The following is a 13,533-nucleotide window of genomic DNA, read 5'->3' as shown; positions in this document are numbered from 1 at the left end:
CCGAATTCCTTGCTGCAGGAGACGTCCGAGCGAAGAATCCGATCATCAGATGTCGGCTTTGAGGCTAGAGGTTCTCCCTAATCCACTTTGCTACTTCATCGAAGATCTCATTGAGATGCGCATGCATGCTTGGTCGTTTGACGCTAGCGTCTTTACGCCACTGCTTCTCAAGAAGAATTCCAGATTCGGCAACTCGCTGAATCTCAGCGATCAAGTATACGGAATCCTGTTCCAGAATGGCATTGAAAACTATATGAAGTTTCTTGTCTGGAGTGGTGATGGAATATACGATATCGGCTTCCGGCTCAAACCCGTCTTCGGAATTTGGCTCGAAGTCGTGATCGCCTATGGGGACGATTGTGAAGCCGTTTGTTCCGTCCTCCGTGATCCATGAATGAGGATTTCCGGTAACCTCCATTGACAGGTTTGATATGGCAGGTTGCATGTGCTCATGAATGGTTCTTTTTGAGCTTCTCAAGTGCTCAATTATTGGGATTAAAGGGCGCCATCCTGATGTAACTGCCGAAGATCGAGGCGGTTCTTTCTGGGTATCCGAAGCATGTGTTTCTAGCCAGTAACCAAGTTCGTTGGCGAACTCTTGCATACTAGGCCGGTCATGAGGGCGGAACCTAGTCGCAGCTTCAAGGAGATGGCCAATTGATTCCGCCGCTTTGCCTCCCGCGCTCCATAGAGAAAATTCCCGGGCGGTCGCAACATGAGTACCACCCGGTGGATGCAAACCCCGACCCGGGAGAGCGAGTACGAACATGGTTTTAGCCAGAGACCAAACATCGGCGAGATTATCGGAAACGTCTTTGGGGCGTTTCAGCATCTCGGGAGCTAGAAAAGATACGGCCCCAACCTTCTCTCCTGTTGAAGTGAGCGGTTCTCGGCCCGGCCATGCGGCAATCCCGAAATCCCCAACAACAGCGCTGTGCTCATACCAGAAAAGATTGTCAGGTTTAATGTCCCGGTGCGCAATTTTTTGCTTGGCAAGGCGGGCTAAAGTCTCAGCAACTTGATGCACCGCCGATACGGCGCTATAGAAGTCTGGCTTCGACTCTAGGTGTTTAGCGAGCATTTCCGCTTCCGGCATTACGAACCAGCTTGGATCGTCGCTCCTGTCATAGTCGATGACAGGAATTACTCCAGCTTCCCCGGAAAGGGCAACCATCTGCTTAACTTCGTTACGATAACGCCTTTCGGCTATAAGTAACCGATAGCTGTCTTTTATTTCCTTACTGTTGGGGATGAGCTTTACTACTCCATGGACGTCTTCATCGTCAACAACGAAGCGAACTAGCGGCTTGCTTCTGCGTACTTCTCCGATGTCGCGCCAACGACCCCATCTTTTTTTCGGGGAAAAAGAGGAGCTGTGGTAGCGACCACTTTGACCGCGTCTTGCCCTGGACATGAAGTGATCTTATACGGGATCGACGTACCTGATGCAATAGATTAAGCGCCTGATGCAAGCAGAGAGACGAGTGCGCCCCTGTCGAATTTGTCCGATAGCGGATGCCTTTAGAGGTTTTGGGGAAGACGGGAAGGGTTTGATGACATTTGGGACTATTGGGATCTGACTCCACAGACAGCTTTCGCCTGGAGAGCTCGTGGTTTCCCGCCCATCCTGAAAAGATCTTGTGTGTCAACACGCTGGACTTGACAGAGAAGCCCACCGTCACGATGATCCGGTCGAACAACTCGGACGCGGGCACACCGTGCTCGGCGTCGGCCAGCACGACCGTTACCCGCTCGCCGTACCCGGCCGCCTCCAGCAGGACCTTGGCCCGGTCGGTCACCTCCGGGTCGATGTCCACGCTGACCACACGCCCATTCGGGCCGACGACCTCTGCGAGGAGCGCGGCGTTGTAGCCGCCCGAACCGATCTCCAGCACGCTCATCCCCGGCCCGAGCCCCGACTGCTCGATCATCAGGGCCTGGATGAACGGCGCACTGATCGAAGAGACGATCACGCCGTGCTCGTCCGTCTTGGTCGCCACCGAGTCGTCCACGTTGTACGTGGCCTCCAGCGGCGTACCCTCCGGCACGAACACGTGCCGCTCCACCACCGCGAACGCGTCGGCGACCCGGTCGTCGCGGATGAATCCTCGCTTGCGCAACTGCTGGACGAGAGCCTCGCGCAGCAGCTCAGCGGAAGGGGAGTCGTTGTGCCGGGACGTCATCATGAACGAGCTTCCTTCAAAGGGTTGGCGAGGACGGCAGACCGCCGTCAGGGCGATCATGTCCTCGTTTCTCAGGCGGTATAGCTGTCTTCACCGGACATCGGGGCGCGGTGCTGCGGCGGCACTTGGTCGCACCGCCTTGACGTGCACCCACCGGAAGGTGACGGACCGTAACCGTCCAGGTTGACGCTAGGTGGCTCCGCGTTCGGGCATCAACGAACTTCTACGAACTTGCAGATGAGTCCACTATCGGAGATCGTCGATGGCTTTTGTGATCAAGGCTCGGGCGGCCCCGCCATACACGGCCATGTCGGCGAGCCCACCGAACGCCTTGATGTAGAGGGCGATCTCACGGGGCTGTGTGACAGTCACCTGGGCCGAGAGCAGTTCGATGTTCACTTGCATGTCATCAAAAACGCTGAAGCCCTCCAGCGGCCACACGGGGCGCCCGCTCGTGGCGAACGGGACGATTCCCAGACTGACCGAGGGCAGAGCCGCCATGGCGATCAGGTGGCCAAGCTGCCCCGCCATCACCTCCGCGTCGCCGACCTGGTAGCTCAGCACCGATTGTTCGACCAAGACGGCGAACCGCGCGCCGGAGTGGAGCACCTTCTGACGCTCCATACGGACGGCGACCGCCTGCTCGATGTCGTCGGGAATCTCACGGAAAGCCGTGATGGCCCCCATCAGCGCCGTCGCGTAGCCAGGAGTCTGAAACAGGCCGGGGATCAGGAGCGAATGATAGAAGCGGAAGTGACGGGTCCGCTCGTAAAGAGGGATGGAAGACCTCTGAAGCCGCCCGAGGCCGGTGCGCTGGACCCGGCGCCATTCGACGTACATCGAGGAAACGGCTCGGGCTGAGGCGATCAGGTCTCTGGTCTGCTCGGCAGCCCCGCACACCTCGCACCAGGTCCTGATGTCCTTGTCAGACGGTGAGGTCCTGGCGTTCTCGATCCGAGACGTCTTCGACTCGTGCCACCCCGCCGCCGCCGCCAGCGCCCGAGCGGACAGGCTCGCATCGAGGCGGATCTCACGAAGACGGCCGGCCAGTACTTCCCGGGCCTGCTGGACGCTGGACGACGGTGACGAGGACATGACCGTGTGGGGGGTGAGCAGCAGGTCAGGCGGGACGATAGTCGTGGTGGTCGACGGCGCGTTCCCACACCCGTTCGAAGGCCTCGACACACAGCTTCACGACAGTGGGATTCTCGGTCATCTCGTCCTGGACGAACTCTCCGTTGCCGCCGAAGTGACTGAGCCGAACCAGGCGGCCGTCGAATACCCAGAAGTCGTTGCCGGGAAGCGCCAGGTCCGAAGCCCGGCGCCTAGGCAGCCACCGCACCTGTTCGCCGGCCGCGATGTTGGAGAAGGTGACGTCGTACTCGAACTGGACATAGTCGCTGACCGGTTCGGACACGACACGGGCGCGACGCACCTGGACGCCGCGGGCGACGGCTTCAGCGATCACGCTGTGAAAGGGGTTCCACCACTCGTCACGGTTCGCCGGATTCTCGCGATGGCCGGACCGCCAGCTCGCGAACCGGCGGGAGCCGGGATCGTAGACATCACGCATCTCCAGATGCATCGCCGACCGTTGGGTGCCGGAGATCAGCTCACTGAACGCCGGGACCGGAGCCGTCTCCATCGTGTGCCTCCAGAACGAACGGGATCATCCGTACTGGAAATCGTATGACCGTCTCGTTCTCGGGGACGACGCCGATCTCCGCCTGGGTCTTCGCGTCAGTGATCTTCCAGCCTTGCAGGATGAGGTCGCCAGTCATCTCGTCGAGCCACACCGTGGGCGAATGGTCGTTGTCGCTGCCTGGGTCCTTGCCGATGAACCGTAGTCCCATGAAGATCTCCATGTGTCCAGGTGTGCACGGACTTGCAGGATCGACCTTCACCCGATGCGGTGAACCGGTCAAGGATTTCAGCATGTCAGCCGTTGTTCTGACCGGAATCGGACAACCTTCGGGTCACCGCGTTCAGAGTGACCTCGCCCTGATGACCCCGCTGCGTGACCGGCTCGCCTGCCATGGACCCACTTAGCCGAGAGGTACGCGAAGCGCTCATCACCGGTAGACGGCCGACGCCGGTGCTCGACCGCCGGGGGGATGGTTGAGGACGTGGCGGCGCTGCTCCTCCAGACTCGCGTCGCCACGCCGGGTGGTTAGGTGAGTTCGAACCAGATGACGGTTCCTGTGGGGTCGCGGTGGAAGCCCCAACGGGTGGCGAGGTCGTTGACGAGGAGGAGTCCTCGGCCGCCGGTGGCGTTCAGGCTGGGGTTCTTGACGTGGGGGATCTGTGTGGAGCCGGGGTCTTGGACGGTGATGATGACGCCATGCGGGGTGAAGGCGACCGTGACGACGAACTCCCGTGGCGGGTCCTTCGGCTCGGTGGCGGCTGGTTGGGTGCCGGTTGGCTCGGTGTCGATCGGCCGGGTGCCAGTCGGCCTGGTGGTGTGTTCGACGGCGTTGGTGGCGAGTTCGCTGGTGAGGAGTGTGGCGTCGTCACGGAGTGGGTGGTCGTCGCCGAGGATGTCGGCGACGAAGGTGCGGGCGTTTCTGACCTGGTCGCGGGTGGCGGGGAAGCGCTGGGAGATGACGGGGGTGTGGTTCGGCATCGTCGACCAGCCGGGGATTCGGCCGGGGTAGGGCGGCCAGATGGTGGCGGCCGGTCCGTTGGGCTCGTCGGTTGTCGTCCGGAATCGGTCAGTGAGCACTCCGGCGAGTACGGACAGCAGTCGTACGGTCATCCCGGTCACCTCCCTTGCCGGTGGTCTCGTTGTCTTCGGTGCTCTTGGGGTCCTGGTGGATCTGCTCGGGGTGGGGGTGGAAGTCCTCGATGTGCTGTATCCGGGCGGCGAGTTCGGCGGGGGTGTCGGCTTCGAGGAGGCCGATGCGTTGGCGGTATCGGGTGGGGGAGAGTGCCCACCAGCGTCCGGTGGCGTGGCCGTACCAGGGACGCCAGTCGGGGAAGCGGAGCGTCAGGGTGCGCAGCGCGCGGGGGTCGTCGCCGGGTTCGTGCCGGAGGTTCTCCCTTCCGAGGGAGAGGGTGCTCATGTCGTCACCCCTTTCCGATGCGTCTCGCGCCTGCCATGCCCGGACCGCGTGCCCGGCGGCGATTCACGTCCGTACGGCGGGGTGGCCGGTCGCGCGTGGCGTCCTCGGATGGTGGGGGAACCCGTGAAGGGGTGGCTCGGCGGGCGCGGGGTCACGATGGCCGGTACGGAAGGCGCGGGCAGTCGACCGCAGAGCCCGAGGCGACGCCGGGCCGTCATGCGGGTACGGACCTGGGCCGAGGTGGGCTGCTCCCACAGGTGCCCAGGGCGGTGCGGCAGGCTGGCCGCGTCGTGCGCGTACGGGGGATGACCGCACCAACGGCAGCCCAGGGGTGAGGGCGGACGCTCGGCATGCCAACGGACTCGGATGATCTTGATGGCTCTACTAGGGTTGAGCACAGTTTGCACCTCCGGTGTGCAGGCGAGGCTCTGCCAGGCGAAGCCACTCGACTGGCAGAGCCGTTTTCTCTGGCGATATCACCGGCCATGTCCGTGTCCTGGCTGGTGACAAAGGGTTTCCGTGTGAGGGGCGGTGCGTTCGTCAGGTGGGTTCGGCCACCTGCTTCGGCGCCTGATGTGCTTCACGGAGTTCGGCGTATCGGGACGAGGGACGCCCCGGCCGGCTGCACGCATGGAGGGCATGCCCGTAACGGACGTTCCAGCCGATCTCCCACATGGCGATTCCGTCCGTCGCACTACACGACGGGTTCGCGCTGCACGAACAGGAGCGTCGGCCTGTTGTATCGATGCGCCTCCGTAGAGACCCAGCACCGCGGGCTTCCACTGGAGTCAGTCCGACAGCTGCTCCGACCGTCAGGTGACGGGAACAGTGGCCACTCCCACACTCATCCATCCTCACGGAAAGTGAAGTTATGAGTGCGGAGAGGTGTGGACATCAACGCCCTTGATACTTTGACGAGGAGGGGAGTCAAGAGAGTCAAGGCGGGTTACCGTGAGGCCATGACCTACTCAGACCCGGCGGCGGAGAGCGTGGGAAAGCGCGTACGACGTGCGCGTAAGCGCCTGGGCATCACCCAGACCGAACTCGCTCGGCGCGTCAGCCGAGCGCAGTCCTGGGTGTCCGGCGTCGAGAACGACAGCATCCCTCTTGACTCCATCGCATTGATCAACACCGTCGCCCGAGTGTTGCGTGTGCACCCGAACGAACTCACCGCACGCCCCTACCGGGGCGACACCCCCGCCGAGGATCGGGGACACTCCGCGATCCCCGAGATTCGCCGCCATCTGGAGCGCTACGACCTCGACCCTGAGTGGGGCGGTGAAGTACGGTCACTGCCTGACCTTCAAGCCGCGACCGAGCACGCCTGCTGGTTGCGCCTGGAAGCTCGCTACGGTGAATTGGCCGACGCACTACCGCCCCTGTTCTCCGAACTTCAGGCGGCTACCCATCTGTACGCCGAGCCTGACCGGAGCAAGGCGTTCGGACTGCTCGCTTTCGCTTACCAGACAGCGAACTCGGTCGCCCACAACCTTGGGTACGCGGACCTCTCCCTGATCGCCACCAGCCGAGTCCGCTGGGCTGCAGAACGCTCGGGAGACCCGTACCACGGTGCTGTATCCGCTTACCTGCGGATACGAAACCTGTGGACCAGCACCTCGTGGAACGACGCGCTCGCCGTACTTGACGCGGCCTGCGCGAGCATCGAGGACGAGTACGTCGCGGGTAAGCCCGAGGCCCTGGCTGTCTGGGGCGGCCTTCAGTTACGGGCCGCGATCACCGCGGCTCGCAAAAACGACGCCGACGAAGCATGGTCACGGCATCGCCTCGCGGCCGAAGCGGTCACCCGACTCGGTGCTCGCCAGCGCACCAACTACTACGAGCTGTGCAGCAACCAGCACAACATCGACATCCACGGCGTCGCCGTCGCCGTCGAACTCGGTGACGGCCCCCGAGCCGTGACCCTGGGAAAGAAGGTTCGCCTACCGAAGGGCCTTCAGGCCAATCGCGTCGGACACCACCATCTCGACCACGCCCGAGGCTTGCTCTGGTGTGGCAAACGCGACGACGCCCTGGCCGAAATGGAGTACGCGGAGAAGGTGGCTCCCCAACTTGTCCGCAACCATCCGATGGCCCAGCAGGCCGTACGGACCTTGCTGGACCTGGAGCGGTACAGCTACCGGGAGCGGATCCGTCGACTGGGCGTTCGGATGCATATTCTCTGACATGTCCGGGATGGCCGGTTGTGGACATCGTCATAGCCGTGCTCTGTCGCGATCGGCGAGAAGGTGAGAACGTGGAAGCGCTTCATCGATCTTGACGCTGGTCAGGCGACGTGGGCGGTCGCTCGCACCCCAGGGAGGTCCGTGTGCTGGACAGGGGCGATGCGCAGTGGCTGGGCCGCAAACCCGTCGTGCTGGGCATGATCCATCTGCAGCCGCTGCCAGGCACCCCGTTTCACCGCGAGGGCAGCTTCCCGCAGATCTTGCGAACGGCGGTGGACTCGGCGCGCGCCTTGTACGACGGCGGCGCGGACGGAGGTCTGATTCAAACGGTGGATCGGGTCTACGCCCCCGGTGAGGAGAGTGATCCCGCGCGGATCGCCGCGCTCAGTCTCATCACCCGTGCGGTCACCGATGCCGTCGGCCCCGACTTCCGGGTAGGTGTGCAGCTGATGCGCAACGCGGTGCAGGCATCGCTGGCCGTCGCCAAAGTCGCCGGCGGTGCTTTCGTACGGGCAGGCGCGATCGTAGGGGCGACGCTCACCACACATGGCATGGTCGAAGCCGATCCGCTGGCGGTGATGGAGTACCGCAAGAAGATCGATGCCTGGGATGTGAAGATCATCGCCGAGGTGGAGTCGATGCACTACACATGGTTTGGCGGCGGCAGGACGGTCGCCGATGTCGCCAGGGCGGCCCGCCAGGTCGGCGCGGACGCGGTGTCGCTATGCCACTCCGATGAGGCGCGAGTGCTGGAGATGATCGCCTCGGTACGTGCCGCTGCGCCGGATTTGCCGATCATCCTGGCCGGCCACACCAACCACGACAACGCCGCCCGGCTGCTGGGCTCGCCCGAAGGTGCCGACGGTGTATTCGTCGGGACATGCCTGGAGGGTGACGGCTGGGGCAGCGCCATCGTCGCCGACAAGGTCAAGGCGTACGTGGACATCGTGCGTGCGGGAGCACGGTGAGTTCGGCCCTCGGCGATGAGGTCGGCAGAAGGTGAGCTTCGGTGCTGACGGTGGCAGAAGACAAGGAGGAACACGATGACCCCCTCCTACACTCTCGCGGAGATGTTGCGCCAGGCAGATGCCCTGGCCGGGGACTTGCGCACTCTGCACGGTCAGGCGCTGGAACAGATCCGCAGTCTGTTAGTCGTTGGGGAGCAACCGGTGATCTCACGGGTGTACCTCGTGGGCAGTGGCGACTCCTACCACGCCGCGTTGGCCGCGCAGATGGCCTTTCATCGGTTGGCGGGGGTGTCGTGTGAGCCGTTGAGTGCGTTGCGCATGCTGGAGTACGGTGCCGGCTGGAAGCAGGGTGACGCGCTGCTCTCGGGTGCGCTGATGATCGGGATCTCCGCCTCCGGCGGTAACCGGCGCCTTATCCAGGCGCTGGAGCGAGCCGCTGAGCACGGTGCCCATACCTTGGCCATCACCGCCACCGCGCACAGCCCGCTCACTCAGGTCGCCGCCCGCACTTTGACACTTCCGCTGGCGGACCTACAGCCCTGCCCCGGGATCCGCACCTACCAGGCCAGCCTGCTCGGCCTGCTGCTCACCGCCATCGAACTGGGGCGACAGCGTGGCCACCGATCGGCGTACGCCGATGTGCTCAACCGGGAGGTGCTGGCTGTGGCCGATGCGGTCGAAGCCACCACCGGGGCACTGCGCTCGCGGTGCGAGCAGCTCGCCGGCCGGATTGCCGAAGCACCGGTGACGATGGTTCTCGGCAGCGGCCCCGGCTACGGCACCGCTCTGTTCGCCGCCGCGAAACTCATTGAGGCCGCTGGAGTGTTCGCCGCAGGGCAGGACCTGGAGGAGTGGGAGCACGTCGAGGTTCTGGCGCGTCCTCGCGACATGCCGACCATAGTGATCGTCACGCCGGGTCGCAGTCGCAGTCATGCTCTGCGGGTAGCCACCCGCGCCCGTGATTATGGGCGCACTGTCATAGCCGTGGCCGACGAGGGAGATCAAGACCTGGCTGAGACCGCCCACGTGGTGTTGCCGGTGCATGGCACGATTCGTGAGGAGTTCTCCGGGCTTGTGTCTCACCTGTTCGCCGGCCCGCTGGCCTGCTTCGTAGCTGAACGCCTGAACCGGCTGCCATTCACGACCAACCGTGTTTCACCATAAGGACAGCGGTCAGCAGCGCGGGTTGGCGGACAGGTGGACCTTCGCTGCTACTCCCTTGTGAACAACCCCGCAGCTTTTGGGTGCGTCCCGGGTCACGTCCAGCGAAGTGGTGTATGAGTCGCCCTTCGCGTGATCCTGTTTCTGCAGGTTAAGCGGTGAGTGTCTGCGGGTGGAAGCTCAGTGCCGGTGTGTCGCCGGCCAGCAGGCGCATCCGGCACTTGGCCAGGATGTCCAGGCCCATGTAGCGGCGGGCCTCGGTCCACTCATCGGTCTGCTCGGCCAAGACCGCACCGACGAGACGGATGATCGCGCTGCGGCCGGGGAAGATCCCGACCACGTCGGTGCGGCGCCTGATCTCCTTGTTCAACCGCTCCTGGGGGTTGTTGGACCAGATCTGCCGCCAGGTCTCCTTCGGGAAGGCCGCAAAAGCCAGGAGTTCCTCGCGGGCGGCGTCCAGGTGCTCGGCGGTGGCCGGATACTTCGCCTCCAGGGCGTCGATGACTCAGGCGTGCTGGGTACGGACCTGCTCGGTGGCGGGCTGGTCGAAGATGGTCCGCACCAGCGTCGCCACCCACGGCTGGGCTGATTTGGGGACCGTGGTCAGCAGGTTGCGCAGGTAGTGAAGCCGTTAAGAATCAACACGGCGAGATGGAGGCGAGGAGCGCGGCTGCGGTCCGGTGACGGGTTGGGGCGGGCGCGGGGTTGTAGGCGTCGTGTTCCAGAAGTGGGCGGGTCTCGATGAGGGTGTCGCCGATCGTGCGGGGGCTGACTTCGAACAGTTCGCTGAGGACTTGCCGTGTGCAGACTTTCCGTCGGTAGAGGATGGCAGCGAGGATCCGCTCGGCGTCGGTGATCTTCTGTTGGAAGATGCCGCCTCGGGCTCCGGGGAGTCGTTCACCGCCGCGTCGCTGGTAGCGGAGGCGTTCGAGGCAGGCGGCTTGGAGCGGGGTGAGTCGCTCGATCACCTGGCGGAGTTCTTCGCGGCTCATCCCGGTCAGAGCGGGGTGCGAGAGCGTTTCGGAGATCCGGGGTCGCTGGGCGGTGACGTCGCCGTTGTCCAGGAAACTACGCAGCTGTTCGGCGGTGGTGAACCGCATGGTGGTGGCGGGGACCGTGACCTGGTGCTCGGTAAGCAGCTTGTGGGTCTCGGCGATCCAATAGCCGATCGTGAAGTCGCTGACCTCGAGCATGTCCGACAGGACCTTCTGGGAGCAGATCTGGCGGAGGTAGACGACTGTGATCAGCACCCGGTCCGCGTCGGAGAGCAGGCTGTGGGACCCGGCACCCTTGGCGCGACGGCGTTCGCCGCCGCGCTGGTGGAAGGTGCGCTGCTCGGCCCGAGCGGCCTGGGCGGTGGCGAGCCGGCGCGCCAGGTCGTCCAGTTGGGCTTCGGTCATGTCGGTCAGCCGAAAGTCGGCCAGGGCGCGTAGTGCGGCAGCGCGGATCTGCGCGCGGTCGGTGCCGACGACGGGTGGCCGGTCGGCGGCGACCAGGCCGGGGTGGATCGTGTAGTTCCAGGAGCCGTGGGTGGGGTGGGCGCGGATCGGCAGCTCGGCGAACCGGGCCTTGCTCACCGTGACGCCCAGCGGATATGAGGCGGTGTCGAGTTCGGCCTCGACCCGCAGCCCGGTGCGGGTCCTCGTTGAGGCGATGGTGTTGACGACGACCTGGTGACTGGTCAGCGGCCGTCCACGCCAGTTCATCGTGATGTGGGAGAACAGCCGGTGCTCGATCTTGTTCCATTTCGAGGTGCCCGGCGGGAAATGACACACGGTGATCGCCAGGCCGGTTTCTGCGGCCAGGGCCGCGAGCTCGGCCTTCCAGACCCGCAACCGGTAGCCGTTGGAGCCTCCCGCATCCGCAGTGATCAACAGCCGAGAGGCGTCCGGATAGTCCAGGCGGCCTTGGGCCTGCCACCAGCGGCGGATCGAGGCGACCGCGAACGTTGAGGTGTCGTGGTCGATGCCGACGTTCACCCAGCCGGTGTTCGCGCTGATGTCGTAGATCCCATACGGGATGGCCTGCTCGACGTCCGGCCCAGTGAAGAAGAAGCTGTGGTCCTCAACCTCGATCGGGTCGCCCTTCGGCCGCCACTCACGGCCTGGGTTGGGGAGCCGACCCAGTTGCTCGCGTTTCTTCGTATCGACACTGATTACTGGATCGCCTGCGGCCTGATGGTCCTTGACCTGCTCGTTGATGTAGCGGAACTGCGCGTCCCGCTCCGGGTGCTGCTTTCCTTCCAAGGTCTTGGCGTTGCCCTGCAAGCTGAACCCGTTCTCACGCAGCAGCCGCCCGACCGTGGGCGGTGATATCCGATACCCCCGCCGGGCCAACTCCTCCGCCAGGCGCCGCAGCGACTTGGCCGTCCACCGCAGCGGCGACTCCGGGTCGCCCCGCTCGTCCGGCTCGACCAGCGCCAACAACGCCGGCAGCACCCGAGGGTCCTGCTCCTCGACGCTCTTACGCCCACCGCCCTCACGACGCACCCGCCCGTCCGGTAGCACATCCTCGCCGTCCTCGAGTTCGAACACGCCCTTTCGCACGGTGGACTCGCTGACCCCGGCGACCCGAGCGACCGCACGAACCCCGCCATGCCCCAGTAACCGGGCCTCGGCCGCCATCAGCAACCGCCGCTGCCGCTCGTTCAGATGCGGCAGCACGACCTCGAACTTCAACGCCAGCTGATCGAGAACGCCGGGCAAGGTCGCCATAACATGACATCCAACCCGAAAGATCGAATCGTCGCGTTATTTCCTTACAGCTTCAGTGGGTGCGACACCTCTGCCAGGACGCGCCCGGCATGGTGGCGCCGATCGCCTCGACCAGACCATGGTGGGCATCGGAGATGACGAGCTGCACCCCGCCCAGGCCGCGGGCGACCAGGCTGCGCAGGAAGGCCAGCCAGCCGGCGCCGTCCTCGGCCGCCGACACCTCCAGCCCGAGGATCTCCCGGCGGTCGTCGGCATTGACCGCCGTGGCGACCAGGACGTGGACGTTGACCGTCCGCCCGCCCTCGCGGACCTTCTGCGTCAGCGCGTCCAGCCAGACGAAGGCATACGGCCCGGCGTCCAGGGCGCGGGTCCGCAAGGCCTCCACCTGCTCGTCGAGGATCTTGGCCATCTGGCTGACCTGGCTCTTGGAGATCCCGGTGATGCCGAGCTGCTCGACGAGTTTGTCGATGCGGCGGGTGGAGACCCCGAGCAGATAGCTGGTGGCCACCACGCTGATCAGCGCCTGCTCGGCCCGCCGACGGCGCTGCAGCAGCCAGTCGGGAAAGTAGCTTCCCGAGCGCAGCTTGGGAATGGCGAGCTCAATGGTGCCCGCGCGGGTGTCCCGCTCCCGGCTGCGGTAGCCGCCTGCGCCGGTTGGTCCGCTCATCGCTGCGCTCGCCGTAGCCGGCGCCGCACAGGCCGTCGGCCTCGGCCGACATCAACGTCTCGGCCATGGTCTTCACCATGGATCGCAACAGATCCGGATCGCCGTGCTCGATCTGCTGAGCCAGCCACGCGGCAGGGTCCACACTGTTGGTCGCGGCCATCGCTTCTCTCCTTCGATCTTGAAGTTCGCACTCGAAGGATCACGCGATGGCCGTCCTCATTTCACGGTGCCACGCCTGCTAGCTGGGCAACCTTACCGACGAAAACGAACCGGCCGCAGCCATGCACAGCGGCACGCACCGGCTACAAAAGCGCCCCGACATCGTCCAGGCATTCTTCACCGACCCCCACCTGGCCTATATCGGCCTATAACACCGATAGTCCAGAAACTTACGATCTGCTCAGTAGCAGATGGCGGCCTCCTGATGTTGAGGGAGAGAAGCGCCACTGAAAAGTGGATCAGAGTTCAGATTGCGGTATGAGATTCGGAGATTGACTCAATGAGGTGATCTCACCAAGATCAATAAGGGCGGTTGTGATTCGATGCCTTCAAAGCGGCGCCCGCTGACATGAACCGGGATGGATCGCGATGCCCC

Annotated in this window: 11 protein-coding genes and 2 pseudogenes; 3 read left to right on the top strand and 10 right to left on the bottom strand. The window is 64.3% G+C overall.

Features of this window, described 5'->3' with window-relative positions:
- Positions 1 to 64 precede the first annotated feature (64 nt).
- The 7 genes from AB0B96_RS32155 to AB0B96_RS32125 form a co-directional block, all read right to left on the bottom strand.
- Positions 65 to 1,252, bottom strand: a complete 1,188-nt coding sequence (locus tag AB0B96_RS32155) for a protein kinase (RefSeq protein ID WP_362904925.1) — start codon at positions 1,250 to 1,252, stop codon at positions 65 to 67.
- Between the two features lie 31 nt (positions 1,253 to 1,283).
- Positions 1,284 to 2,243: a methyltransferase domain-containing protein gene (locus AB0B96_RS32150; protein WP_362904786.1), complete on the bottom strand. Its 960-nt coding sequence runs from the start codon at positions 2,241 to 2,243 to the stop codon at positions 1,284 to 1,286.
- 186 nt (positions 2,244 to 2,429) lie between these two features.
- Entirely contained in the window at positions 2,430 to 3,278 is an 849-nt protein-coding gene (locus AB0B96_RS32145) for a DUF5753 domain-containing protein (RefSeq protein WP_362904784.1), read from the bottom strand.
- 25 nt (positions 3,279 to 3,303) lie between these two features.
- Positions 3,304 to 3,828 (bottom strand): DUF6879 family protein, encoded by a 525-nt coding sequence (locus tag AB0B96_RS32140; RefSeq protein WP_362904782.1) that lies wholly within the window; start codon positions 3,826 to 3,828, stop codon positions 3,304 to 3,306.
- On the bottom strand, positions 3,797 to 4,048 hold the full coding sequence (locus AB0B96_RS32135) for a hypothetical protein (protein ID WP_362904780.1): 252 nt from the start codon (positions 4,046 to 4,048) through the stop codon (positions 3,797 to 3,799). The genes AB0B96_RS32140 and AB0B96_RS32135 overlap by 32 nt, the downstream gene beginning before the upstream one ends.
- Before the next feature lie 305 nt (positions 4,049 to 4,353).
- Positions 4,354 to 4,938 carry an ATP-binding protein gene (locus AB0B96_RS32130; RefSeq protein WP_362904778.1) on the bottom strand — a complete coding sequence of 195 codons (585 nt, stop codon included), beginning with the start codon at positions 4,936 to 4,938 and terminating at the stop codon, positions 4,354 to 4,356.
- A complete protein-coding gene (locus AB0B96_RS32125; protein WP_362904776.1) occupies positions 4,895 to 5,245 on the bottom strand; it encodes a hypothetical protein in 351 nt (116 codons plus the stop codon). The genes AB0B96_RS32130 and AB0B96_RS32125 overlap by 44 nt, the downstream gene beginning before the upstream one ends.
- 959 nt (positions 5,246 to 6,204) lie before the next feature.
- On the opposite strand from AB0B96_RS32125, the gene AB0B96_RS32120 reads away from it, so the two are divergent.
- The 3 genes from AB0B96_RS32120 (at position 6,205) to AB0B96_RS32110 (ending at position 9,560) form a co-directional block, all read left to right on the top strand.
- Entirely contained in the window at positions 6,205 to 7,428 is a 1,224-nt protein-coding gene (locus tag AB0B96_RS32120) for a helix-turn-helix transcriptional regulator (protein WP_362904774.1), read from the top strand.
- Between the two features lie 143 nt (positions 7,429 to 7,571).
- A complete protein-coding gene (locus AB0B96_RS32115) occupies positions 7,572 to 8,396 on the top strand; it encodes a BtpA/SgcQ family protein (protein ID WP_362904772.1) in 825 nt (274 codons plus the stop codon).
- Positions 8,397 to 8,471: 75 nt separating this feature from the next.
- Positions 8,472 to 9,560, top strand: a complete 1,089-nt coding sequence (locus AB0B96_RS32110) for an SIS domain-containing protein (protein ID WP_362904770.1) — start codon at positions 8,472 to 8,474, stop codon at positions 9,558 to 9,560.
- A gap of 148 nt (positions 9,561 to 9,708) precedes the next feature.
- Here the strand turns inward: AB0B96_RS32110 and AB0B96_RS32105 are convergent.
- From AB0B96_RS32105 to AB0B96_RS32095, 3 genes and pseudogenes are all read right to left on the bottom strand, one after another.
- Positions 9,709 to 10,188: pseudogene (locus tag AB0B96_RS32105) on the bottom strand (transposase); the annotation flags it as partial.
- A gap of 7 nt (positions 10,189 to 10,195) precedes the next feature.
- Entirely contained in the window at positions 10,196 to 12,271 is a 2,076-nt protein-coding gene (locus tag AB0B96_RS32100; RefSeq protein WP_362904768.1) for an ISAzo13 family transposase, read from the bottom strand.
- 55 nt (positions 12,272 to 12,326) lie between these two features.
- Positions 12,327 to 13,098: pseudogene (locus AB0B96_RS32095) on the bottom strand (IS256 family transposase); the annotation flags it as partial.
- Positions 13,099 to 13,533: the final 435 nt, after the last annotated feature.

This window comes from Streptosporangium sp. NPDC049046, assembly GCF_040649155.1.
In the GTDB taxonomy this organism is placed as follows: Bacteria; Actinomycetota; Actinomycetes; order Streptosporangiales; family Streptosporangiaceae; genus Streptosporangium.
The sequence above is the reverse complement of the archived record's forward strand: the minus strand, read 5'-3'. Positions and strand labels throughout refer to the sequence as shown.

What these genes read in the sequence shown, in the direction of transcription:
- AB0B96_RS32150 (WP_362904786.1), bottom strand. Translation starts at nt 2,243, where the DNA reads ATGATCGCCCTGACGGCGGTCTGCCGTCCTCGCCAACCCTTTGAAGGA.
- AB0B96_RS32145 (WP_362904784.1), bottom strand. Translation starts at nt 3,278, where the DNA reads ATGTCCTCGTCACCGTCGTCCAGCGTCCAGCAGGCCCGGGAAGTACTG.
- AB0B96_RS32140 (WP_362904782.1), bottom strand. Translation starts at nt 3,828, where the DNA reads ATGGAGACGGCTCCGGTCCCGGCGTTCAGTGAGCTGATCTCCGGCACC.
- AB0B96_RS32135 (WP_362904780.1), bottom strand. Translation starts at nt 4,048, where the DNA reads ATGGAGATCTTCATGGGACTACGGTTCATCGGCAAGGACCCAGGCAGC.
- AB0B96_RS32130 (WP_362904778.1), bottom strand. Translation starts at nt 4,938, where the DNA reads ATGACCGTACGACTGCTGTCCGTACTCGCCGGAGTGCTCACTGACCGA.
- AB0B96_RS32125 (WP_362904776.1), bottom strand. Translation starts at nt 5,245, where the DNA reads ATGAGCACCCTCTCCCTCGGAAGGGAGAACCTCCGGCACGAACCCGGC.
- AB0B96_RS32120 (WP_362904774.1), top strand. Translation starts at nt 6,205, where the DNA reads ATGACCTACTCAGACCCGGCGGCGGAGAGCGTGGGAAAGCGCGTACGA.
- AB0B96_RS32110 (WP_362904770.1), top strand. Translation starts at nt 8,472, where the DNA reads ATGACCCCCTCCTACACTCTCGCGGAGATGTTGCGCCAGGCAGATGCC.
- AB0B96_RS32100 (WP_362904768.1), bottom strand. Translation starts at nt 12,271, where the DNA reads ATGGCGACCTTGCCCGGCGTTCTCGATCAGCTGGCGTTGAAGTTCGAG.